Source organism: Methylobacterium gnaphalii, from assembly GCF_007992215.1.
GTDB lineage: Bacteria > Pseudomonadota > Alphaproteobacteria > Rhizobiales > Beijerinckiaceae > Methylobacterium > Methylobacterium gnaphalii.
In genome coordinates this window covers 1-20,371 of the sequence record NZ_BJZV01000007.1, presented here as the reverse complement: position 1 = coordinate 20,371, position 20,371 = coordinate 1, and the positions used below count along the sequence as shown (strand labels likewise).

The following is a 20,371-nucleotide window of genomic DNA, read 5'->3' as shown; positions in this document are numbered from 1 at the left end:
CTCGCTTGCCGGGACAAAACCACGCTGAGGTAAGCTCCGTAGGGCGGCTTTCTCAGTTGCAACTCAGCCGGGTGCCCAGTCTAGATAGCAAATCGCAAGTCGCAATTTGTCGATCGCAAGACTCGGCGTAGTCATATGCGCGAGCTCGACTGAAAAGCATTTTTTGCGCGCGCGACTTTTCGCGATATGCGCTTTCTTGCCGCTTCCGGCCCGGTTACGGAAGCAGTAGTTTAGTGAGCATAATTCTCACGCAGAGCCGGATGCCCGTGCCCCGTTTTTTCATTGATCTGCATACTGGCACAGAGCATGTGCGTGACACTGAGGGTTTCGACCTGCCGGACATCGCCGCAGTGCGCCATAAACTCCTGCGCATTATGACGACGATCCTGCGCGACCTGTCACCCGATCTGGAGCGCGAGGATTTCGTCGCGGCGGTTCGTGACGAAAGTGGCGCATTTGTCCTGCGGTCGCGCTTGTCGCTCACAGTGGAAGCGATCGAATAACGCCCTCGCAGTGGGCCTTACTCGGCCTGCGTCCAGGGCACCAAGAGGGCGGCTACGATGATGGCGATCGCCGCGAAGCCCCAGGGGCCCGTGGTCGGGAGGCTCCCAATGATTGCGATCATCACAGCAAGCAGCAAAACGGCGACCACAGGATACATGACCACGACACCTCGGGCCGCTCTCATCGGCCCAGCTTGGCAGAGTCTCGAAACAGTTCGAGCAGTTCTCAGTGGATACGGGAGCTTTGCGTCGAGTCCATGGCGAGACCGGGCACTAGAGATGTTGAAACCGGGCTCCACCGTAAATCGGTGACACCGTTGCTCTGCGGGAACACTGTTGCATGGTTGCGTATTGCGCAACGATGAGCCACGGCAGCCATCCGCGGATCGGTGTTGGCGGGGAATACGATGAAGCGTCTCGAAGAGCTTAAGAATGATCCTGCGTTTCGTCAGGCGGTGCTCGCCGTGAAGGGCGCGGCAAGCACCTTGAGCGGCCGTGCGATGACGCAGGAGGAAGCGGAATTTCTCGTCAGCATGGCGCTCGCCACCTTCGCCAACGCCGGTGGGCTAGCCGAGCCGAGCCTGACGAAGCTCGCTCGCTTTGCCGGAAAGATCGGCCCGAACGAGAGCGTCGAGAGCTTGACCACGCATTGAGACGGTCGGCACAGCAGCCCCGCCGCTCGGGACTAGGCCGGCGAGCGGCGGGGCGTGTCGTGGCTGCACGACGGAGCCGATACGCAACTTGGCTCGCCGATACTCTCTCAGCGACGGGTTAGCCTTCGCTCAACTCAGCTTCCGGTCGCACGTCCCGGAACGGGATCGGGCTCATCTTCCACCGAGATTGCCATTGTTGCGCTGCTGGCAGCGGTATCCGGCGAAGCAATTCGGATCGTCGATCGACGGCTCAAAGGCGGGTGCCGCCGTGACCTCATCCCGGCAGGCCCCGCTATCGGCGTAGACCTTCTCATAAGCGTGTGGGCTCGTCGCGAGAACGACCGCGCCCTGCCGCGCGACGATGGCCTTCACGGCGGCACAGGTCAGCGCCGGCGTGTACGGCCGTTGCTGTGCGCTCGCAGCGGAAGCCGCGAGAGTGAGGCCGAGGACTGCAACTGCTACACGGTTCATTGCTTGGGCTCGTATTGTGCGTTGATGAGTTGACATCAGGTGCACTCAGGCCGCGCTGCCGTAGACAAGGTTCGCGCGGCTCTCGAAGGCGTCCGTGAACTTTCGGAACGCCTTGTCGAACATCTTCCCCATGAGCAGACCGAGGGCGAAGCTCTTGAACTCGTAGGTGATGAAGAACTCGACGTCGCAGCCGCCCTTGGCGCTGTCCTTGAACCCCCAACGGTTCTCGAGATGCTTGAAAGGCCCATCGATATATTCAGCGATAATTTTCCGGTTCTGTGGGTCGAGGCCGACGCGTGTGGTGAAACGCTCACGGATCGCCTTGTAGCCGACACCCATCTCCGCGATCAGAACCGGATTGCCATTCGTGCCCTCCTGCCGGCGCAAGACGCGCAGAGATTCACAGAGCGGCAGGAATTCCGGGTAGCGCTCGATGTCGGCCACGAGGTCGTACATCTGCTGCGGCGAGTGCCGCACGTGTCGGGTGATGCGGAAGGACGGCATCAAGCGATCGCCGTCTCGCGGGTGAGGCCGAGCTTGGCCAGACGAGCAGCCTTGAGCCGGGCAAAGTCCTCGCCGGCATGGTGCGAGGAGCGCGTCAGCGGCGTGGCCGAGACCAGCAGGAAGCCTTTCGAATAGGCGGTGCTCTCGAGGCTCTTGAACTCGTCCGGCGGCACGAAGCGTATCACGGCGTGATGCTTCGAGGTCGGCTGGAGGTACTGGCCGATCGTCAGGAAATCGACGTCGGCCGTGCGCAGGTCGTCCATCAACTGCACCACCTCGTTCCGTTCCTCGCCGAGGCCGACCATGATGCCGGACTTGGTGAAGATCGTCGGATCGAGCGCCTTTACCCGCTGCAGCAGGTGCATCGAGTGGAAGTAGCGCGCGCCCGGACGCACGGTGACGTACTTGCCCGGTACCGTCTCGAGATTGTGGTTGAATACGTCGGGCCGCGCCTCAACGACACGCTCCAAAGCCCCGGGCTTCCTCAGAAAATCGGGCGTAAGAATCTCGATTGTGGTGCCGGGGCTCATCTTGCGGATCGCGGCGATGGTGCGTGCAAAATGCTCGGCGCCTCCGTCGGACAGGTCGTCGCGGTCGACGGAGGTGACCACGACGTGGTGCAGGCCGAGCTTGGCCACTGAATCCGCGACCTTGCCGGGTTCGTCCTGATCAAGGCCCTGCGGCAGGCCGGTGCGCACGTTGCAGAACGAGCAGGCCCGCGTGCAGGTGTCGCCCATAATCATGAAAGTGGCGTGCCGCTTCTCCCAGCACTCGCCGATATTGGGGCAGCCCGCCTCCTCGCAGACCGTGACGAGGCCGTTCTCGCGGACGATCCTGTTGGTCTCGGACCAGGCCTTGGAGCCGGGGGCGCGGACGCGGATCCAGTCAGGCTTCTTCTGGATCGGGTTGTCCGGCCGGTGTGCCTTCTCGGGGTGGCGCGGGCGCATGGCGGCGCCTGCGGCCCCGGGCCGGCTATCGTTGTTCAGGAGGTCGAGGACGACGGCCATGACGGTCCGGGCTTGAGGGCGTGGGCCGTTTGAGCCCGAGCCCTGATCTAGGACGCGGGGGCGCTCGTCGCAAACGATCAGTGCTGCGTGCGGCCGATACCCGCGGTGTTCGTCACGGCAATGCCATCGACACCTTGGCTCAATCCCTCGCTCCCTATTGGGCCGGGGCGGAGCTGTACCGGGTCGGAACCCCCTGCGGAAGGGTCAGACCGTAGGCGACCTGGGTGGCCTGGATGGACGGCATGCGCGGGCGCGGGGCGCCGGTGGCGAAGGCGTCGGGCGCGTCGGAGAGGCCGGCCATCTGGATCGGCACGAGCTTGCCGGAGGCAGTCTGGACAACGGCGTGCGGCAGGATCGCCGGCAGGTAGCCGTCGCGGTCGGTCTTCTCGTAGAACTGGTTGCCGCCCGCCTGCGCGACGTAGTGCATGTTCGTATACGGGAAGCGGTAGCCGGCGGTGTGGAAGTGCAATGCGGCGCCGACGTCCTTGTGGCGCTCGCCGGCAAGGATCAGGTCGGCGACCTTCTCGATGCGGGGGCGATCCTGCTCGCGCACCGGCTTCGAGAGCACGCCGTCGGCGAACTGGCGTTTCTGGCCGACCACCTCACAGACGCTGCCCGGGTATTTCGGGTTGTCGAGGCGGTTCATCACCACCGTGCCGACGGCGAGCATGCCGTCCTCGTCCGTGCGGTTCGATTCGAAGTACATGGCGCGGGCAAGGCACTCGCGGTCCGCGCGGGTCGGGGTCTGCACGACCTTGGCAGCCTGCTTCGTCGCAATCGAGCCCGTTGTCATGTCGCCGGTGGGGAGCACCCCGCAGCCACCAAGTCCAGAGCCTGTAAGGCCGACCAGGATGAGGCTGCTGATCAGGCTGCTCTGGTTCCGGGGCATGCAAGCTCCTCTGTGTCTGCTTCGGCGTTCGCTAGAGCCGCAGGCTTCGACGAGGGACCAGGTCCACGTCACCGAAGATGCTTCAGGGAACGACTCTGCCGTCGGCCCCAGGATCGTTAGCCGAAGCTTAGGCGTAAAGGGTTGCGGAAACCCTATCGCGAGAATGGTCACGCTTCTTTACGTGGTGTGACTTCGGTGCCACGCCTGCGCGTGGTAGAGTCGCCGTTCCTTCGCGTGGCTCTAGCAACCGCCGCGTGAAGAGGGCTGCCACGTCGAGAATCCACCCCAGCTGATGGTCGTGAGCGTGCTGTTGAGCACTGCTTTCGGGTAATTGTTGCAGTAGCTTGGCCGCTCTGCGGCAGCTCTACCGATCACTCGCCGGGATCGAACTTCGAGCTTGGGCGTTGATCCTAGCGTTGTTGCACCGCGAAAGGCCTGCCCATGTCCGATGTCGCCACGCCGATCGACGATGCGCTGAACGAAGCCTCCGAGCTTGGCCGCGCCGCTTTGGAGAGTTGTCTCGAGAAGTTCGGGCCGGACGTGCGCGACGCCTTCTGGAACGCCATTGGCCTGTATTATTCGACGCGCCGCCATCCGGGTGCTGCGGAGCCAAAGTTGGAGTCGGCGAGCGAAGCCTTCGCGGCCTGAGGCGATCACTCTCCTCGCACCGCTCAATCCCGCCGGTTGAAGTGCTACGTCGCGCGCCTCAAGGCACCACCGCGGCTTCCAAGCCGCTACTCGACGTTCAGCCGCGCGTTTTAGCGGACGGCAGAACCGCCTGCCGTGCTTCGAAACCCACTGGTACGGGCACTGTGGCATAAGGAATGGGGTATGAAGGCAGGCGGTCTGATCTCCCTGCCGTTCCCGATACTGCGGGCGCTGGAAACATTCAGGGTTGTGGCTTCGTTTCGCTCGCTATGACTTGGCGGGCTCTGCTGCTTTAAATTTCGCTCGCCCTGGCGAACCGATTCATCGTCTCGGCGTTGAAGGCCGTCGGTGGCGCTGCTCGCGTCGCCAGCCAGCAGCAGAGCGCACGTATCCATGCGGACAGGATCGAAAGTCGGCCTCGCGGCCCTCGCCGTGGTGCTTGTGGGCGGCGCCGCGATCTACAAGTTCATCCTGTATCCCGAGCAGGCCACGCTCGACTACTCGGCCGGCACTGGGGCGAGCCCGACGCTGCCGCCGCCCAACGCCACAATGATGCCGACAGTCAACATTGCCCGCGTGGTCGGCTGGCAGAACGGTGCGAAGCCGACGCCGGCGCAAGGCCTCGCTGTCACCGCGTTCGCTACTGGTCTCACCCACCCGCGCTGGATCGTCACGCTGCCGAACGGCGACGTACTGGTAGCCGAGGCTAACAAGCCGAAAACGGACGATCCTTCCACCGGCATCGCCGATTGGGTTGCCGACAAAGTGAAGGCCGCGGCCGGCGCGGGCGTGCCGAGCCCGGATAAGATCACCCTGCTGCGCGACAAGGATGGCGATGGCGTCGCGGAAGAACGCCACGATTTCATGAAGGGCCTGCACTCGCCCTTCGGCATGGCGCTGGTCGGAGGCGATCTCTACGTCGCCAATGCCAATGCGCTGGTGAAGGTGCCCTACCAGGAGGGCCAGACCGAGATCACCGTCACGCCGGAGAAGGTCGTAGACCTGCCGTCTGGCATCAACCACCACTGGACCAAGAACGTCATCGCCAGCGCAGACGGCAAGCGGCTCTTCGTCACCGTTGGTTCGAACTCGAATGTCGGCGAGAATGGCCTCGACGTTGAGAAGGGCCGCGCAGCGATCTACGTTTACGACATCGCGTCGAAGGATTTCCACGAATACGCGACGGGCCTCCGCAACCCGAACGGCCTCGCTCTTGAGCCGCAGAGCGGCGCCCTTTGGACTGTGGTGAACGAGCGCGACGAGATCGGCAGCGATCTCGTGCCCGACTACATCACCCATGTGCAGGAGGGCGCGTTCTACGGATGGCCTTGGGCCTATTGGGGTAACAACACCGACGGCCGCGTGCAGCCGCCGAACCCCGACAAGGTCTCGAAATCGATTGCGCCGGACTACGCGGTGGGTACCCACACTGCTTCGCTCGGCATCGCCTTTTCGATGAACTCCTCCCTGCCCGAAGCCTGGAAGAGCGGCCTCTTCGTCGCCCAGCACGGCTCGTGGAACCGCCGTCCGAAGAGCGGCTACAGGGTGATTTACGTGCCTTTCGAGAACGGAAAGCCCTCCGGCAAGCCGATGGACGTGCTGACCGGCTTCCTCAACGCCGACGAGAGGGCGCAAGGCCGGCCGGTAGGCGTGACACTCGACAAGAGTGGAGCGCTGCTGGTGACAGATGACGTGGGCAAGTCGGTGTGGCGGGTAACGGGCGCGCAGGGGAGCTGAGCGTCCAGACCTCTGCTCTCTCAGCGGGCATCCGAACGGCGAGTGCCGGCTACGCCGGCCGGATGGCGATGTCGCAGACGCCCGGCTGGCTTCGGGCGCGGCGATGCCGACTCCGTCTCCCGCCTCGCCGAGATCTACGATCCGACGCTTCTGGTGTAACGGGACGTGCTCGGCATGACGGGCGCCGTCGTGCGGGTCCGTAGCCTGGACGCGCGTACTCTAGGAGCCGGTGTCGAGGTGGCGCGCTCGCGGATCAAGAATTCGCCTCATCAGCCGAAGCGGCGCGACGCCGTCCGATTGATCCCGGATACGGGGCTTGGCCGCCTCGCGGCTCGGCACACTCTGCGTCGGCGGCCGTATGTCCTTGCGCCGCCCCTGCCCTCTCCTCTACCTCATTCCATTGAACCAGCCGGACCGTTGCGATGTGGTGGATCGAAGGAACGAAGAGCTTTCTCGCCGCCGCGTCAGCCTTGTTCTCCATCGTGAACCCACTCGGCGGCGCGCTGATCTTCGCGCAGATCACCGGCGACCGAACCCATGCCGACCGGACACTGCTCGCCCGGCGCGTGATGATCTACTCGGCGATCGTGATGCTCGCCTCGCTCTGGATCGGTGCCTATGTCGTGGACTTCTTCGGCGTTTCGATCCCGGCTTTGCGGGTGGCCGGCGGCCTCGTGGTCGCCGCGAGCGGCTGGCGCCTCCTGAACGCGCCCGAGAAGAACGAAGACAAGAAGCAGGCTCAAGCCCAGGATGCGTGGGGACAAGACGACATCGCGTTCTTCCCGCTGACGCTGCCGCTGACGACGGGGCCAGGCTCGATCGCGGTGGCCATCGCACTCGGGTCGAACCGGCCGACCGGCGGTGCCGAATTCGCTGCCTTCGCGACGGGCACCTCGGCGGCGGCACTCGCGATCGCGCTGGCGATCGGCCTCACCTACAGTTGGGCCGACTGGATCACCAATCTGCTCGGGCATGCGCGCATCAGGATCATCGCGCGGCTGGCGGCCTTCATCCTGCTCTGCGTCGGTGTCCAGATCACGATGAGTGGTGTCACCGAGGCCCTGCGCGCCGCGGGCGGCTTGGCCCTGAAACCTTGACCTTAGCGGGTCAGAAATGACGGCCGTAGAGTGGATACAGGTAGGTATCGTTCGCCTGAGACGTTCCGGCCGAGCCTGAGGCGATACCGGCGCCGCTACTAGTTGGCGCGCCGCCAGTGCCGTTGGTGCGACTGAAGTCGAGCTGGCCGGCATTGGTAGCCGATCCGGCGATACCGGCCGCACCCGAACCGCCGCCGGCGGTGCCAGGCTGGTTGCTGAGCGACAATTGTCCGGGATTGGCAAGAGCGTTGGCCGTTCCCGGCAGGCCCGTCTGCGTTCCGCCGAGGCTGACCGCGGTCGGGTCGGACGGCAGGCTCTGCGCGGCGGCCGGTGCCGCCAGCAGGGTCAAAGCGGTGATGGCCCAGATCGTCCGTCTCATAGCGTCTGCTCGTCAAGGATATTGCGCAGTCGGGCGATCAACGTGTCGAGGCGGCGCGCGTATCCCCGAGACCATGCGGCCAGTCGCGAGGGTACAGGCAACGCGGAAGCCTGGACGCAGCAAGATCGGTTGAAAAGCCAAGCGCCTGTGGCTCAGGTTCACCTTGCCAGAGCCGATCCCCTCCGCTATCACCCGGCCCTCGCCGCGCCCCATGGGGCTGGCGCGATCCCGGCATGGGCTGCTCTCAGCTCAGCGTGCCCGCTCGGCGGCCAGGGTTCGGAGAGGTGGCAGAGCGGTTGAATGCACCGCACTCGAAATGCGGCATGGGTGCAAGCCCATCGGGGGTTCGAATCCCTCCCTCTCCGCCAATGCCCATCCTGAGCTCTCAGAGCGTCGAAGACTTAGCTCTTAAGACTTGCTCGGCGGTTCCAGGAACAACGGATCGATCGGTATGCCGAGTTCGGCACCTTCTGCATCTTTGTTCGGTCGTATGACTGACGGTAGCGCAAGCGCAGAAGGCGCGGACTGACTGGATACCTTATCCTCCGCAGCATTCGCGATGCGCTTGATCCTGTGTCGCGCGCTGCCGAGGACAGATCACCGTGCCGACTGCCGGAACGGGCTAGAGATAGCCGGGACCGGTCTTCAATGATGTATTCCGAGCGAAACCGAGAACGTCCGTAGAGCGCTAGCCGGGACCGCCATCAAGCCTGTTCAGGATGACCATCGAAGGCCATGGCCGAGAGCACGCGCTGTCGTCGGCCCGGGGCCGCGAAACCTAGGAGCGTGGTCGCGGTCGCTGTGTCTACCGTAGCCGATAATCGTTCATCCGCGACCTCGCCCGCGATCCAGAACGAGAGGCAGCCTCGAAAAGTGAAGGCGATCTGGTCGGCCAGAATGGCTCGCGCGCGCTCGCGCAGCTCTTCGCAAATTCCTTCCATGTCGCCGAGGGCGAACTCCCAGAGGGCACGCGAGCGCGACCGCACCTCGCTCGATATCGGGCCGATCGTGCCGAGAGCGCCCACCACGGCTTTGTAGACCGTTGGCCGTTCGAGGAGGCAAGCGGTCGCGATCTGACCCATCGCCAAGCTTCGGTCGAGGGCGTCGCCACCCGGCGCCTCCGCTTGGAAACGGCTTTCCATGCGGTCGATGACGCGACCCGAGAGAGCCTGCATGATCGCCCCCTTGCTGCCGAAATGGTTGAACGGCGTCACGAAGCCCTTGCCGGCCTCGACGGCCAACTCCCGCATCGAGAACTCCGCAGTCTCGCCCCGCTCCAGAAGACGCTCGGCCGCGTCGAGAATGGCGTTGCGCGAAGCCAACCTGTTGCGTTCGCGCACGGAGGACGGGGCAGGAAGTGTCATTTGATCACCATGCTGCGATGGATGGCACGCGTCAATAAATCATAGCGAGATATAAAAACATATTGTGATATATGTTTCGACGTGCGAGTTATCTGCCAGGGTGGGCAGGGAATCGAGGCCGCGACCATGATGAACACCAAGAACTTCCTCATCACCGGCATTAGCTCCGGTCTCGGCCGGGCCTTCGCGGAAGGCGCCCTCGCCGCCGGGCACACGGTTGTCGGCACTGTCCGTCAAGCCGAGGCAGCGGCGACGTTCGAGGGTCTCGCGCCGGGGCGAGCTCACGCCCGCGTGCTCGACGTGACCGACTTCGACGCGATACCAACGGCCGTGGCCGGCATCGAATGCGAGATCGGTTCCGTCGATGTGCTGGTCAACAATGCCGGCTACGGCCACGAAGGCGTGCTGGAGGAGTCGTCTCTCGAAGAGATGCAACGCCAGTTCGACACAAACGTCTACGGCGCGGTAGCCATGGCGAAAGCCGTGCTGCCTACCATGCGGTCGCGCCGTTCCGGGCACATCATCAACGTGACCTCGATGGGCGGCTTCATCACTCTGCCGGGCATCGCCTACTATTGCGGGAGCAAATTTGCTTTGGAGGGCATCTCCGAGGCTCTCGCCAAGGAGGTAAGGCACCTCGGAATCCGAGTGACGGCCCTCGCGCCCGGTCAATTCCGCACCGACTGGGCCGGACGCTCGATGGCACGCACGCCGCGCAGCATCCCCGACTACGACGCGGTGATGGACCCGATCCGGTCGGCGCGGCAGGCAAAAAGCGGAGCTCAGCCGGGCGATCCGGCTAAGGCGGCACAAGCCCTCCTGACGCTGGTGGCGGCAGAGCAACCGCCCGTCCACCTCTACCTCGGCGAGGATGCCCTTCAGCTCGTAGCCGACAAGATTGCGGGCCTGCAAAGCGAGATTGCTGCTTGGGAGGAGGTATCGCGCTCGACAGCGTTCTCATGAGCGAGCACGAAACGCTCGGTCCCATCATGAGGACACGCGCCGCTGCATTCCGGCAGTGCATTGCCTCGTGTTCTTTCCAAGGCTTGGCTGGCTCGAAGCTCGTCAAGATAGAACTGATTAGCTCATCGGCGCGGTTCGACGCGATCCCGACTGCTGTTGTCGCAGGCGATGGCGTCAGACTGACAGGCGTGCCGGCGCGGAGTACAAACAAGCACCCGACAAAAACTGCACTCCCCTCTAGACGACCGGTCTAATCGAGCCTATAGCGGCGTCATGGCAAATGCGAGCGGCCGCACCGACATCCGGCAAGGCATCCTCGACGCCGCTCATCAGATCGTGAGCGCGAAGGGGTTTTCCGGTGTCGGCCTCAACGAGATCTTGGCTGCGGCTAGGGTCCCGAAGGGGTCGTTCTACCACTACTTCGGTTCGAAGGAGGCCTTCGGCGAGGCGCTACTGGAAGACTACTTCGAGGATTACCTCGCCGACATTGACGCGACCCTGGCGGAGCCTGAGCTCAACCATGCTGAGCGCCTGATGAACTATTGGCGCAATTGGCAGGCGACGCAGGGCAGCATCGACTACCAGCGCAAGTGTCTTGCGGTGAAGCTCGCGGCGGAAGTCTCGGATCTGTCCGAGCCCATGCGTCTCGCGTTGAAGAGCGGCACGGCCGGGATCATCGACCGAGTAACGCGTGCCATCGAGGCCGGCGTCGCGGAGGGGTCGATGGGGGTCAACGACGACCCGCGTACGACTGCCGAGACGCTCTATCACGTGTGGCTCGGTGCGAGCCTCATGGCGAAAATTGTCCGGACCGATACGCCGTTCGAAGCCGCGATGGCCACGACGCGGCGCATCCTCAACCCAAAGCCGGCCTGATGCCTGAGCAACGAGCGCAATTCTCCTGCGCTCACCCTTGAACAAGACGACCAGTCTAATTCTAAATCGATAGAAGGATAACGACCACGACCGTTCAATCTAAACACCATGATGCCGCCTCTCCCGCTCGCTGAGGGTACCGATTCTGTGACGGCATCCCGCCGCGTCTGACGCGGCGGCAAACGAAAGCGCGGCTGTTCGCCCCGCCTTCCACGACCTCTCACCCACTCGTAACGACGGAGAACGACGATGAAAATTCTTATGGTGCTGACCTCACACGACCAGCTCGGCGACACGGGCCGCAAGACCGGCTTCTGGCTGGAGGAGTTCGCCGCGCCTTACTACGTGTTCAAGGATGCCGGTGCGGAGGTCGTGCTGGCCTCACCCAAAGGCGGCCAACCGCCGCTCGATCCAAAGAGCAACGAGCCGAGTTTTCAAACCGACCAGACCCGCCGCTTCGAAGCCGATGCGGATGCCAACTCTGCCCTGGCGGCTACGGCTCAGCTCCACGATGTGACCCATGAGGGATTCGACGCCGTCTTCTACCCTGGCGGTCATGGTCCTCTGTGGGATCTAGCTGAGAATTCCGCCTCTGTTCGATTGATCGAGGCGACGCTCGAGGGCGGCAAGCCCGTTGCTCTAGTCTGTCACGCCCCCGGTGTGCTGCGTCACGCCAAGACACCAGACGGTAGGCCTCTGGTCGAAGGAAAGGACGTCACCGGCTTCACCAACACCGAGGAGGAAGCGGTGGGCCTCACCCAGGTGGTCCCTTTCCTCGTCGAGGACGAACTCAAGCGGAACGGCGGCAAGTACACCAAGGCTGCCGACTGGCAGCCCTACGTCGTTGCCGACGGACTGTTGATCACCGGCCAGAACCCCGCCTCGTCCGGACCCGCGGCCCAGCGTCTCCTCGAACAGCTGAAAAACGGCTGAGGACTGAAAACGTGATGCTCGCAGTCGGCTATGGCCATGGTTGGCCGTAGCCGACTGGCGTCGTTCCGAATGGGGCGGTCGCTCAGATACTTAGCTTTGTCGTGCTTCGCGCCGCCTATCCCTGTCAGCCGTTGCAGCGCGAACAGCGAGAACGCCGACACCTAGGACTGCGCCGGCGATCAGGGCTTTTGTCACCAGACCCGACCGATTGTGCGCCAATTCGGATCGGATACCCATTTCGCCTGGGATGTTCGGGATGCGGCCACGACTAAGGTCTTCCGCCAGGCCCTCGACCACGTTCACGCGGTCGGCAGCCATCAATAAAAGCCAGTGCGCCCATTCCGACTCGCTGTATCGAAAGGCTTGGCGACGGATCATGCCGCTCACGCCACTCGGAGGCGTCGATGTTCCGAACACGGCCGTGAGATTGTTCCGCTCGATGGACCGAAGAATCTCTACTGCCTTCCTCTGCTGAGGTGGCCGCTTCCAATCCATGCCTGTCTTTTTCTCATTCGACCGATCGCGCATCGGGTAGGTGGGATCGTTTTCTGGATTGGCGTCGACTCCCCAACCGGGGACTTTACGCGGGTCGATGGGGAGGTTCCTCATGCCAGTCGTCCTCAACCACGTGCCGAAGGAGGGACGAGCACCGGCTTAATGCAACCGTCCAGCTTAGCCGAGAAGATGTGGTAGGCGTCCGCGATCTCCTCCAAGGGCACCCTATGGGTGACGAGCGCCTTCGGATTCAGCCGGCCAGCTTCGATGTGCTCGATCAGGCGTGGCAGCAGACGCTTCACGGAAGCCTGATTGGCTCGGATGGTGATACCTTTGTTCAAGACATTGCCGATGGGGATCACATTTCCGGTCGGCCCATACACGCCCACGATAGAGACGACGCCTCCCTTTTTGACGGAGTTGATCGCCCAGTGCAGCGCCGTCGCCGAGCCACCTTCGAGCTTCAGTTTGGTGCCCATCAGGGTATGGAGGGCGCTACCGGCAGCATCTCCGCCGACTGCATCAATGCAGACATCCGCGCCGAGAGAATCGGTCGTCTTCTTCAGGAAGACCACGGGATCCTCGAGTGAGCGGAAGTTGTAGACCTCGGCGGGACAATAGGTTCGGGCAAAATCGAGGCGATAGTCGATGTGGTCGATGACGATCACCCGTCCAGCCCCAAAGAGCCACGCGCACCGCGCCGCCATGATCCCGACGGGTCCCGCCCCGAACACAACGACGGTGTCGCCTGGCTGGATGCCAGCCATTTCGGCAGCCTGATAGCCGGTCGGCACGACGTCGGTAAGAAGCACCGCATCGTCGAGGTCCATGTTCGACGGGATCTTGCACGGGCCGACGTCCGCGTAGGGAACGCGCACATATTCGGCTTGGCCGCCATCGTAACCACCAGCGGTATGCGAGTAGCCGTAGATCGCACCAACCGCGGTGGCCTGAGGGTTCGACTCGTGGCAGTTGCCGAATAGCCCCTGCTTGCAGAAGTGGCACTGGCCGCAAGCGATGTTGAACGGCACGATCACCTGATCGCCGACCGCAAGGTTCTTCACTTGAGGCCCAACCTCTTCGACGACGCCGATGAACTCGTGGCCGAAGGTCGTGCCAACTCGCGTGTCCGGGACCATGCCGTGGTAGAGGTGCAGGTCGGAGCCGCATATGCAGGTCCGTGTGACGCGCACGACAGCATCCTGGACGTGCTCACAGACCGGCACGGGCTTACGGTCAACACGGACCCTGTACGGGCCGCGGTAGTTCATCGCCAGCATTGCAACATCTCCGGTCACGGCGTCTGCCAACCTTGCCGGGGCGACCGGGTTCCCGGGCGCCGCCGCTCCGATTCAGCCGGCGATGACAGCTTTGCGAGGACCTCTGCCGCACCGAGGATGATGGCTTCGGCACCTGTCGCGACTGTCGGACCAAACGCATGGAGAGGCAGGGGTGACAGCGCGAGAACCAGCGGGAGCACGGCTTATGAGTTGCCGCTGCTGCCGTACGGCAAACGAGTCGTGCTGAGACGCGCCGATGTCCCAGGTTCAGGCGCATCCAGCGTTCCGGTATGGTGATCCAGCTGTCCTCTGGCGCTCATGCAGGCGGTAGGTCCGATGCGGCAACCGCTTAAGGCTGGGCTGCAGCCTTACGCAGCAGTCCAGGCACCTCACCCGAAAGCTCTCGGGCAAGGAAGCCGATAGGGCCGACCGAGGCGGCAAGACTCTTGCCGGCCTCCCCATGCAGGAACACGCCCCATAAAGCCGCGGCCATTGGAGCTACGCCACGCGCCAGCAGCCCCAGAATGATACCGGCCAGAGCATCTCCTGAACCGGACGTCGCCAAGCCGACGCCTCCCCCCTCATAGAGCCAGCGCGCTCCCTCCGGGTCCACGATCCAAGTCTTGGCGCCCTTCATCACCACGACCGTACCCAAGAGCTCGACCGCCCTGAGTGCGGCATCGAGGGGATCCGCCTCAACGTCATCGCGGCTCCGGTCTAGAAGCTGCGCCATCTCGCCTGCATGCGGCGTGATCACGACCCGGCTCCCGTGCCGACGGACGTCGTCGGAATATGAGGCGAGCCCACAAACTGCAGCTGCGTCGAGAATGAACGAGGCAGACGGCAGAGCCTCCAGCAACCGTATCGCTAGAGTTGTGGTTGGGCCGTCCTCGACCAATCCAGGGCCAACGAGCAGGGCATCACAGCCTTTCGTCACCTTCAGCAGGCATTCCACCGCACCTTCGGCATCCACACCTCCCTCCGGCGTTTCGGCCAATCCGATCACCATAGCCTCGGGCACGGCTAACCCCATGCCGGCGGCCACGCTGCCAACGGTGGCGATCTTCAGCTTGCCCGCTCCTGCACGCAGGGCGGCGATGCCGGCGAGCAGTGCGGCTCCGGGGACCGAGACCGAACCCCCGAGTACCAGCGCGCTGCCGCGCTCGTCCTTGCTGCCCTCTTGGGGCATAGGGAGCGGGAACGCCTTGAGGCCGTCCGCAGTGAGGATCTCGTGGGTCATCGGGCTGCCACGTTCGCGTCGGGCTCAGAGGTAACCGGCGCTCCAGCCTCCGTGACGGGCGCCACAAAATTGTAGCGCACCAGCGCCAGCTTCCCGGTGGCGCCTTCGCTCGCTTGGAAGGCGTAATCCGTGACCGAGCAGTTCGCGACATCACCTGCAGCGTCGATGGCGAGGATTTCCGCCTCGGTCATTCCTTCGATCAGATAGCGCAGACACAAAACCACCACCTGATGCGCGACGATGAGGATCCGCTTATCACTATGATGCAGCGAGACCGTATCCAGCGCGCTTCTCAGGCGTAGGATCACGTCGCACCAGCTCTCGCCGCAGGGTGGACGATGGTAAAACTTGCCAAGACGCCTTCGCATCTCGGCCTGCTCTGGATGCAACTGCTCGACCCCGGTTCGTGTCAGCCGGTCGAGGATGCCGAGTTCCTTCTCGCGCAGCCGTTCGTCGACCACAGGTGCCGGCGCACCATGCGCTAAACCGCCGGCCGAACGGATACGGTCGCAGGTCTGTCTGGCCCGCAGGTAGGGTGAGACCAGGGCGATCTCCGGACGCTCGTCCGCGGGCAGGCCTGCAAACCAACTTCCGACGGCGTCGGCCTGCCGTTCGCCGCACGCGCTAAGGGGAACGTCGACGTCTCGCTCCGCGATGTCGATCCGCGCTAGGCTCGCGCCATTCGCGGCCTCGGCAGCAACGTTGCCGGCGCTTTCGCCGTGTCGCACGATCCACAGGCGGCTCGGCCAATGTTGCTGCATAGTGTGCCCGTCTTCCCGTCGCGTCCGGCAACGCGCATCGAGGACACGGGTTCGCGGCTGGTAGGGACGAGGATGCTTGGCGTCGCTGCGATGTGATCGACAGTGGCGCCGAGCGCCAAAAACGAAGATGGAGTTATCGCTGAGCCCCATACGAGGGCTCAGCGATCCGAGATAGGCTAACCGACTGGTGTCTGCATTCAGGCTGCTGCCGCAATCGCCTCCACACCACCTCTCGGTGATTTTGGTTGCCGCATGATGGTTGCGGGGCAAGGAGGCGGATCGTCATCGTCACCGTCATCACGCCACGAGCCCCGCAGCCAATGGGGTTCCGGGAACGGATCCCGATGAGGTTCTCTGAACGGGACGGTTATGGAGCCGTCCGCGGGCTCGGGAATGAAGTCGGAGTCGAGCTCGGCAAGAGCCGCAAACACGTCGCCGACGGGAACTGCCTGACTCGCGCTGCCGGGCAAACAGCGAAGCCACGGCGATGAGTCTACTGCGTGGATGTCGGACGCCCACCAGGCCAGGATGGCGCGCTTCTCGGCAACCGAAAGTGTCGGGTGTAGGATTACGTCTCGTGGATGCCGAAAGGTATCGCCGGGCGCGATGAACGCCAGCCATTCAGATGAAGTCAGTCCAACTCTATCGCAGGCATCGACGGCGGTAGGTTCGATCGTTTCCTTCTGCTTCTTCATGACCAATCTCCCGAAAGATCGGCAATGCGTCTGACCGGGCCTACAGAGGCCCGGCCTTTGCTCATGCTGTCTATGCGTTCGGGTTAGGCAGCAACCTTATGTTCAACCTGGGCTGGCTCGTTGTCCTGGCCTCGGGCGTTCTGGCTGCCGCCGATGGCAATTCGGCGTGGCTTGAGTGCCTCTGGCACTTCTCGCACCAGATCGATGGTCAGCAGTCCGTGTTCGAGGCCGGCCTTATTCACCTTGACGTGATCAGCCAGGTTGAAGGTTTGCCGGAACTGGCGGCCCGCGATCCCTCGGTGCAGGAAGTGGCGTTCGCCGTCCTCTTCCTTCTTCTGGCCGGTGACCAGCAGCGCATTGCCGTTCTGGACTAGCTCGACTTCATCAGCGGCAAAACCGGCTACCGCAATCGTGATCCGGTAGCTGTCCTGATCCATCTTCTCGATATTGTAGGGCGGCCAGGCCGCAGTCTCGCCACGCGCGGCTTGATCGATCAGGTCGAACAGCCGGTCAAAGCCGACAGTCGAACGGTACAGGGGAGAGAAATCCATAGTCCTCATAACCACATCCTCATAGAGCAACGTGATGACGAAGATCACAGGGCAACATACCCCGTGACTAGATGTGCGACCTCAGATGAGCCTCGCACGTGCATAATGTGTCTGCTCGACTGTGGTTTCAAGAGGCCGGCAGATTTTTTTGAATAGGCTGCCTAGCCTTCAGGCCGCGATCAGAATACTGGCGCAAAGCTGGTGAAGGTTGAGGCGCCTGCAATCGGGAGCACCTCTTCGAGGCAGAGGGCCGCGTGCGGGTCACCCGGTGACAATCGCCGCAGGCCAAGCTCGTTGGCCTTCAATGGTTTCGATGGCGAGGGCAGCCCGAAAAGAGGCTGCCGACGGCCAAGGGCCGACGAGCGGCCAGCGCGGCGAGCCTATTTCGGGGCACTGCCTTCGCAAGGTCGATCAGAATGCGCGAGTTACGGCATAACACCCCGCGGCAATCGCAGCCGCGGCCGGCAGCGTGACGACCCAGGCAACGACGATGTTGCTGGCCACGCCCCAACGCACCGCTGAGGTACGTCGGGCAGCGCCCACACCGACGATGGCGCCTGTAATCGTGTGCGTGGTTGAGACTGGCACCCCAAGCCATGTCGCCGCGAAGAGCGTGAGCGCGCCACCCGTCTCGGCGCAGAAGCCCTGCATCGGCTTGAGTTGCGTGATACGCGAACCCATCGTGTGGACGATCCGCCATCCGCCCATCAGTGTGCCGAGTGCCATGGCTGCCTGGCAGGACAATACCACCCAGAGCGGTACATGAAACTCGCTGCCCGAATGGCCTTGCGTGAACAACAGCACCGCGATGATGCCCATAGTCTTCTGGGCATCATTCCCACCATGCCCGAGCGAGTAGAGCGAGGCTGAGGCGAACTGCAGTGCGCGAAAGGTGCGGTCGACAGCGAAGGGCGTTTGCCGGACGAAGATCCACGTCACCGCAAGCACAAGAACCATGGCGAGCACGAAACCGAGCAGAGGAGAAAGCACGATCGCTGCGGCCGTCTTGGCAAGCCCGCTCCACACCACTGCGCCGGGTCCGGCCTTTGCGATACCGGCCCCCACAAGGCCGCCGATCAGAGCGTGCGATGAGCTTGACGGTATGCCGAGCACCCAGGTGATGATGTTCCAGGCGATCGCGCCGAACAGCGCTGCAAAGATCACCGCCGGCGTGACCGTGCCGGCATCGATGATCCCCGTGCCGAGCGTCGCGGCGACATGCAGGCCAAAGAACAGGAAGGCGATAAAGTTGAAGAAGGCCGCCCAGAACACGGCGTAGCGCGGGCTCAGCACACGGGTCGAGACGATGGTAGCGATCGAGTTCGCCGCGTCGTGCAGCCCGTTGAGGAAGTCGAAAAGCAGGGCAATGCCGATCAAACCGACCAGCAGCGGCAGCGCGAGAGGAGCGATTTCCACGGTGGCCCTCAAACGTTCTCGACGACGATGCCGCTGATCTCGTTCGCTACGTCCTCGAACCGATCGACCACCTTCTCCAAGCCGTCATAGATCTCGCGGCCGATCATATAGGCCATCGGATCGCTGTGCCCCTTCGCGAGATACAGCGCGCGCAATCCTTGCTCTTGCAGTTCGTCTGAACGTTCTTCTACCCTGGTGATCGCCTCGGTCAGTTCACCGAGCCTGCCGGCATTGGTTCCAACCGCGCTTAAGAGAGGGACGGCCTCCGCCGTCAATCGAGCTGCCTCGACAACCGTACCGCCCATCTCGCGCATCAGTGGTTCAAAGGATCGCATATCATAAAGTGCTGCGATCTTTACGACCTTGTTCATCTGATCGATGGCGTCATCCATCGACTGGATCAAATCTTGGATATCGTTTCGATCGAAGGGTGTAATGAAGCTGCGGCGAAGAGCTTGTAGAACCTCACGAGCAATCTCGTCCGCTTTCTGCTCCTCAGCCACAACGACACGGGCGTATTTCTCGACCCCATCACCCCCAGCAAGCATCGCATTCAACGCCTGAGACCCGGCAATGAGGGTCGTCGCGTGTTTGGAAAATAGATCGAAAAACCTGTCCTCTCTCGGCATGAGAGATCGAAACCACCTCAGCATCGTGCTCTCCTGCACCGCTCTTTTCTAGGTCTTCGCTGTATCGTTCTCATCAGCGCTGAGAAACGCCGGGTTATCTCGCAGGGAAGCGATGGAAGCCACACTTTGTCTCAACATTTTATGAGGGACACCATAACGTTCACCACCTCCGGATCAGCACCCGCTGCACGACGAGCTGCGGATCTGTCACATACATTCCCGTTATCTGTTGAGGCATGTCGACCGTGATTGAACCGGGTCTCGCCGTGCTACATAGTTCGCCTGCGTGCAGGCGATGGCCCTGAAGCTTCTCCCTCGCTTTAGCTTAGGGCAAGATTCCTGGAACCAGTATCGTCGTGGCGATTGACGTAACGTAGATGTCCTTACCGAGAGCGATGCCAATCGCTGTTAGCCGCTATAGGCGCGCAGCCGTAATCACTCGTTTTCAGAGCTTGCTTGAGAGGGGGATCGTGCCGGCACCAAGCAACCCGATGCCTTTAATAACCTGCGCAGCGACGCGGCACGGATTAAGCGCGGCCGCTGCCTTGCCAAGTACCTCTCTAAAAACCGCATTCCAATACCATTACGTTGAGGCAGGGGCGACACAGACCAGCATGTCGTTTGAAAGGCTGGCCGCCGATAGCAACGGCGCGCATTCGAAACCAATGCTGCCGTCCATGACCGCAGCCAACACCAATCCTGCCATCCGCTTCGTATGGTCTTGGCACTGCGTCCTAAAGTGTTTCGTATGGCTGCTAGGCCGAACCTAATTAGCAGTCTGGTGGTTTGGTCCTTGAGCCTTAAGTCGACATCGTTCATTTAATTGGCAGAGGAACGTGGCACGGGAAGGATCCCCGCGACCGCAACGCTGATCTCCATGGATCTGGGGGGTTGTGCTGTGACCAAGAATAAGAAGCCAACCTCAGACTGGTTTCCCGCCAAACGGGTTATGCAGAAGCTTAAGGACGCTGGCTACTGCGGCTGTATTGAGTTGTAAGCGGGCGAAGATCAATGAGAATGCGAAGGCCTCACGAACAGTGTGACGACGGTGTTCCATGTTGGCCCGAAGACTGGGGCTCTCATCAAGGAAGAGCCAGACAGAGACTAATGTAGTCCGAAGTCCTAGCCCGTTGACCGGCAAAATTGCAGGTGCGGTTTCGCGGATCGCCGTGCAAATGGAAACGAAGCCAGGCAGGCAGTATGCGTTCCTAATCGCAGTTCACCAACGACGAGACGCTACCCGCATTTATGCCGTGATGGCAGCGTCGGCGGAGGCAGCA

Annotated in this window: 23 protein-coding genes and 1 tRNA gene; 9 read left to right on the top strand and 15 right to left on the bottom strand. The window is 62.7% G+C overall.

The window, feature by feature from the left end:
• Positions 1 to 260: 260 nt before the first annotated feature.
• On the top strand, positions 261 to 503 hold the full coding sequence (locus MGN01_RS07995; RefSeq protein ID WP_306437163.1) for a DUF6894 family protein: 243 nt from the start codon (positions 261 to 263) through the stop codon (positions 501 to 503).
• Between the two features lie 17 nt (positions 504 to 520).
• Here MGN01_RS07995 and MGN01_RS23455 read toward each other — a convergent pair whose 3' ends face one another.
• A complete protein-coding gene (locus tag MGN01_RS23455; RefSeq protein WP_170245873.1) occupies positions 521 to 661 on the bottom strand; it encodes a hypothetical protein in 141 nt (46 codons plus the stop codon).
• Positions 662 to 910: 249 nt separating this feature from the next.
• Here MGN01_RS23455 and MGN01_RS07990 point away from each other — a divergent pair, with 249 nt between their 5' ends.
• Complete coding sequence (locus tag MGN01_RS07990; RefSeq protein ID WP_147046075.1) at positions 911 to 1,156, top strand: hypothetical protein; 246 nt, start codon at positions 911 to 913, stop codon at positions 1,154 to 1,156.
• A gap of 171 nt (positions 1,157 to 1,327) precedes the next feature.
• Here MGN01_RS07990 and MGN01_RS07985 read toward each other — a convergent pair whose 3' ends face one another.
• From MGN01_RS07985 to MGN01_RS07970, 4 genes are all read right to left on the bottom strand, one after another.
• Positions 1,328 to 1,627, bottom strand: coding sequence for a hypothetical protein (locus MGN01_RS07985; protein ID WP_174804572.1), 300 nt, complete (start codon positions 1,625 to 1,627; stop codon positions 1,328 to 1,330).
• Between the two features lie 45 nt (positions 1,628 to 1,672).
• Positions 1,673 to 2,131: a type II toxin-antitoxin system RatA family toxin gene (locus MGN01_RS07980; RefSeq protein ID WP_147046073.1), complete on the bottom strand. Its 459-nt coding sequence runs from the start codon at positions 2,129 to 2,131 to the stop codon at positions 1,673 to 1,675.
• The gene (lipA, locus tag MGN01_RS07975; RefSeq protein WP_147046072.1) at positions 2,131 to 3,138 is read right to left on the bottom strand and encodes a lipoyl synthase; all 1,008 of its coding nucleotides are present in this window, start codon (positions 3,136 to 3,138) and stop codon (positions 2,131 to 2,133) included. The genes MGN01_RS07980 and lipA overlap by 1 nt, the downstream gene beginning before the upstream one ends.
• Before the next feature lie 154 nt (positions 3,139 to 3,292).
• Positions 3,293 to 4,027 carry a cell wall hydrolase gene (locus MGN01_RS07970; RefSeq protein WP_147046071.1) on the bottom strand — a complete coding sequence of 245 codons (735 nt, stop codon included), beginning with the start codon at positions 4,025 to 4,027 and terminating at the stop codon, positions 3,293 to 3,295.
• 441 nt (positions 4,028 to 4,468) lie between these two features.
• Between MGN01_RS07970 and MGN01_RS07965 the strand changes: the two genes are divergently transcribed.
• The 3 genes from MGN01_RS07965 (at position 4,469) to MGN01_RS07955 (ending at position 7,509) form a co-directional block, all read left to right on the top strand.
• Complete coding sequence (locus MGN01_RS07965) at positions 4,469 to 4,675, top strand: hypothetical protein (protein WP_147046070.1); 207 nt, start codon at positions 4,469 to 4,471, stop codon at positions 4,673 to 4,675.
• A gap of 393 nt (positions 4,676 to 5,068) precedes the next feature.
• Positions 5,069 to 6,412, top strand: a complete 1,344-nt coding sequence (locus MGN01_RS07960) for a PQQ-dependent sugar dehydrogenase (RefSeq protein ID WP_147046069.1) — start codon at positions 5,069 to 5,071, stop codon at positions 6,410 to 6,412.
• A gap of 422 nt (positions 6,413 to 6,834) precedes the next feature.
• A complete protein-coding gene (locus MGN01_RS07955; RefSeq protein WP_147046068.1) occupies positions 6,835 to 7,509 on the top strand; it encodes a MarC family protein in 675 nt (224 codons plus the stop codon).
• 10 nt (positions 7,510 to 7,519) lie between these two features.
• Here the strand turns inward: MGN01_RS07955 and MGN01_RS07950 are convergent, their stop codons facing one another.
• Entirely contained in the window at positions 7,520 to 7,888 is a 369-nt protein-coding gene (locus tag MGN01_RS07950; RefSeq protein WP_147046067.1) for a hypothetical protein, read from the bottom strand.
• A 278-nt stretch (positions 7,889 to 8,166) separates the two neighbouring features.
• On the opposite strand from MGN01_RS07950, the gene MGN01_RS07945 reads away from it, so the two are divergent.
• Positions 8,167 to 8,256: transfer RNA gene (locus tag MGN01_RS07945), tRNA-Ser, on the top strand.
• 336 nt (positions 8,257 to 8,592) lie between these two features.
• On the opposite strand, the gene MGN01_RS07940 is transcribed toward MGN01_RS07945, so the two are convergent.
• On the bottom strand, positions 8,593 to 9,252 hold the full coding sequence (locus MGN01_RS07940; RefSeq protein WP_147046066.1) for a TetR/AcrR family transcriptional regulator: 660 nt from the start codon (positions 9,250 to 9,252) through the stop codon (positions 8,593 to 8,595).
• A 129-nt stretch (positions 9,253 to 9,381) separates the two neighbouring features.
• On the opposite strand from MGN01_RS07940, the gene MGN01_RS07935 reads away from it, so the two are divergent.
• The 3 genes from MGN01_RS07935 to MGN01_RS07925 all read left to right on the top strand — a co-directional run bounded on the left by MGN01_RS07935 (position 9,382) and on the right by MGN01_RS07925 (position 12,024).
• The gene (locus MGN01_RS07935) at positions 9,382 to 10,215 is read left to right on the top strand and encodes an oxidoreductase (RefSeq protein WP_210246073.1); all 834 of its coding nucleotides are present in this window, start codon (positions 9,382 to 9,384) and stop codon (positions 10,213 to 10,215) included.
• A 273-nt stretch (positions 10,216 to 10,488) separates the two neighbouring features.
• Positions 10,489 to 11,091, top strand: a complete 603-nt coding sequence (locus tag MGN01_RS07930) for a TetR/AcrR family transcriptional regulator (protein WP_147046064.1) — start codon at positions 10,489 to 10,491, stop codon at positions 11,089 to 11,091.
• A gap of 249 nt (positions 11,092 to 11,340) precedes the next feature.
• Positions 11,341 to 12,024, top strand: a complete 684-nt coding sequence (locus MGN01_RS07925) for a type 1 glutamine amidotransferase domain-containing protein (RefSeq protein ID WP_147046063.1) — start codon at positions 11,341 to 11,343, stop codon at positions 12,022 to 12,024.
• A gap of 90 nt (positions 12,025 to 12,114) precedes the next feature.
• On the opposite strand, the gene MGN01_RS07920 is transcribed toward MGN01_RS07925, so the two are convergent.
• From MGN01_RS07920 to MGN01_RS07885, 8 genes are all read right to left on the bottom strand, one after another.
• A complete protein-coding gene (locus MGN01_RS07920; protein ID WP_147046062.1) occupies positions 12,115 to 12,633 on the bottom strand; it encodes a hypothetical protein in 519 nt (172 codons plus the stop codon).
• Positions 12,634 to 12,644: 11 nt separating this feature from the next.
• Positions 12,645 to 13,799: a zinc-dependent alcohol dehydrogenase gene (locus MGN01_RS07915; RefSeq protein WP_147046061.1), complete on the bottom strand. Its 1,155-nt coding sequence runs from the start codon at positions 13,797 to 13,799 to the stop codon at positions 12,645 to 12,647.
• Positions 13,800 to 14,148: 349 nt separating this feature from the next.
• Positions 14,149 to 15,039 (bottom strand): NAD(P)H-hydrate dehydratase, encoded by an 891-nt coding sequence (locus tag MGN01_RS07910; protein WP_147046060.1) that lies wholly within the window; start codon positions 15,037 to 15,039, stop codon positions 14,149 to 14,151.
• The gene (locus MGN01_RS07905; RefSeq protein WP_244612300.1) at positions 15,036 to 16,070 is read right to left on the bottom strand and encodes a histidine phosphatase family protein; all 1,035 of its coding nucleotides are present in this window, start codon (positions 16,068 to 16,070) and stop codon (positions 15,036 to 15,038) included. The genes MGN01_RS07910 and MGN01_RS07905 overlap by 4 nt, the downstream gene beginning before the upstream one ends.
• A complete protein-coding gene (locus tag MGN01_RS07900) occupies positions 15,998 to 16,495 on the bottom strand; it encodes a hypothetical protein (protein WP_238258437.1) in 498 nt (165 codons plus the stop codon). The genes MGN01_RS07905 and MGN01_RS07900 overlap by 73 nt, the downstream gene beginning before the upstream one ends.
• 83 nt (positions 16,496 to 16,578) lie before the next feature.
• Positions 16,579 to 17,055, bottom strand: a complete 477-nt coding sequence (locus tag MGN01_RS07895) for an Hsp20 family protein (RefSeq protein WP_147046256.1) — start codon at positions 17,053 to 17,055, stop codon at positions 16,579 to 16,581.
• A gap of 402 nt (positions 17,056 to 17,457) precedes the next feature.
• Positions 17,458 to 18,462, bottom strand: coding sequence for an inorganic phosphate transporter (locus MGN01_RS07890; protein ID WP_147046059.1), 1,005 nt, complete (start codon positions 18,460 to 18,462; stop codon positions 17,458 to 17,460).
• An 8-nt stretch (positions 18,463 to 18,470) separates the two neighbouring features.
• On the bottom strand, positions 18,471 to 19,115 hold the full coding sequence (locus MGN01_RS07885) for a DUF47 domain-containing protein (RefSeq protein WP_147046058.1): 645 nt from the start codon (positions 19,113 to 19,115) through the stop codon (positions 18,471 to 18,473).
• Between the last annotated feature and the right edge of the window lie 1,256 nt (positions 19,116 to 20,371).

Bases quoted from the DNA above. Each gene is read 5' to 3' on its own strand.
- MGN01_RS07935 (WP_210246073.1), top strand. From the start codon at position 9,382: ATGAACACCAAGAACTTCCTCATCACCGGCATTAGCTCCGGTCTCGGC.
- MGN01_RS07930 (WP_147046064.1), top strand. From the start codon at position 10,489: ATGGCAAATGCGAGCGGCCGCACCGACATCCGGCAAGGCATCCTCGAC.
- MGN01_RS07965 (WP_147046070.1), top strand. From the start codon at position 4,469: ATGTCCGATGTCGCCACGCCGATCGACGATGCGCTGAACGAAGCCTCC.
- MGN01_RS07960 (WP_147046069.1), top strand. From the start codon at position 5,069: ATGCGGACAGGATCGAAAGTCGGCCTCGCGGCCCTCGCCGTGGTGCTT.
- MGN01_RS07995 (WP_306437163.1), top strand. From the start codon at position 261: ATGCCCGTGCCCCGTTTTTTCATTGATCTGCATACTGGCACAGAGCAT.
- MGN01_RS07980 (WP_147046073.1), bottom strand. From the start codon at position 2,131: ATGCCGTCCTTCCGCATCACCCGACACGTGCGGCACTCGCCGCAGCAG.
- MGN01_RS23455 (WP_170245873.1), bottom strand. From the start codon at position 661: ATGTATCCTGTGGTCGCCGTTTTGCTGCTTGCTGTGATGATCGCAATC.
- MGN01_RS07910 (WP_147046060.1), bottom strand. From the start codon at position 15,039: ATGACCCACGAGATCCTCACTGCGGACGGCCTCAAGGCGTTCCCGCTC.
- MGN01_RS07915 (WP_147046061.1), bottom strand. From the start codon at position 13,799: ATGCTGGCGATGAACTACCGCGGCCCGTACAGGGTCCGTGTTGACCGT.
- MGN01_RS07970 (WP_147046071.1), bottom strand. From the start codon at position 4,027: ATGCCCCGGAACCAGAGCAGCCTGATCAGCAGCCTCATCCTGGTCGGC.
- MGN01_RS07885 (WP_147046058.1), bottom strand. From the start codon at position 19,115: ATGCTGAGGTGGTTTCGATCTCTCATGCCGAGAGAGGACAGGTTTTTC.
- MGN01_RS07950 (WP_147046067.1), bottom strand. From the start codon at position 7,888: ATGAGACGGACGATCTGGGCCATCACCGCTTTGACCCTGCTGGCGGCA.
- MGN01_RS07900 (WP_238258437.1), bottom strand. From the start codon at position 16,495: ATGAAGAAGCAGAAGGAAACGATCGAACCTACCGCCGTCGATGCCTGC.
- MGN01_RS07920 (WP_147046062.1), bottom strand. From the start codon at position 12,633: ATGAGGAACCTCCCCATCGACCCGCGTAAAGTCCCCGGTTGGGGAGTC.
- MGN01_RS07895 (WP_147046256.1), bottom strand. From the start codon at position 17,055: ATGAGGACTATGGATTTCTCTCCCCTGTACCGTTCGACTGTCGGCTTT.
- MGN01_RS07955 (WP_147046068.1), top strand. From the start codon at position 6,835: ATGTGGTGGATCGAAGGAACGAAGAGCTTTCTCGCCGCCGCGTCAGCC.
- MGN01_RS07985 (WP_174804572.1), bottom strand. From the start codon at position 1,627: ATGAACCGTGTAGCAGTTGCAGTCCTCGGCCTCACTCTCGCGGCTTCC.
- lipA (WP_147046072.1), bottom strand. From the start codon at position 3,138: ATGGCCGTCGTCCTCGACCTCCTGAACAACGATAGCCGGCCCGGGGCC.
- MGN01_RS07940 (WP_147046066.1), bottom strand. From the start codon at position 9,252: ATGACACTTCCTGCCCCGTCCTCCGTGCGCGAACGCAACAGGTTGGCT.
- MGN01_RS07925 (WP_147046063.1), top strand. From the start codon at position 11,341: ATGAAAATTCTTATGGTGCTGACCTCACACGACCAGCTCGGCGACACG.
- MGN01_RS07990 (WP_147046075.1), top strand. From the start codon at position 911: ATGAAGCGTCTCGAAGAGCTTAAGAATGATCCTGCGTTTCGTCAGGCG.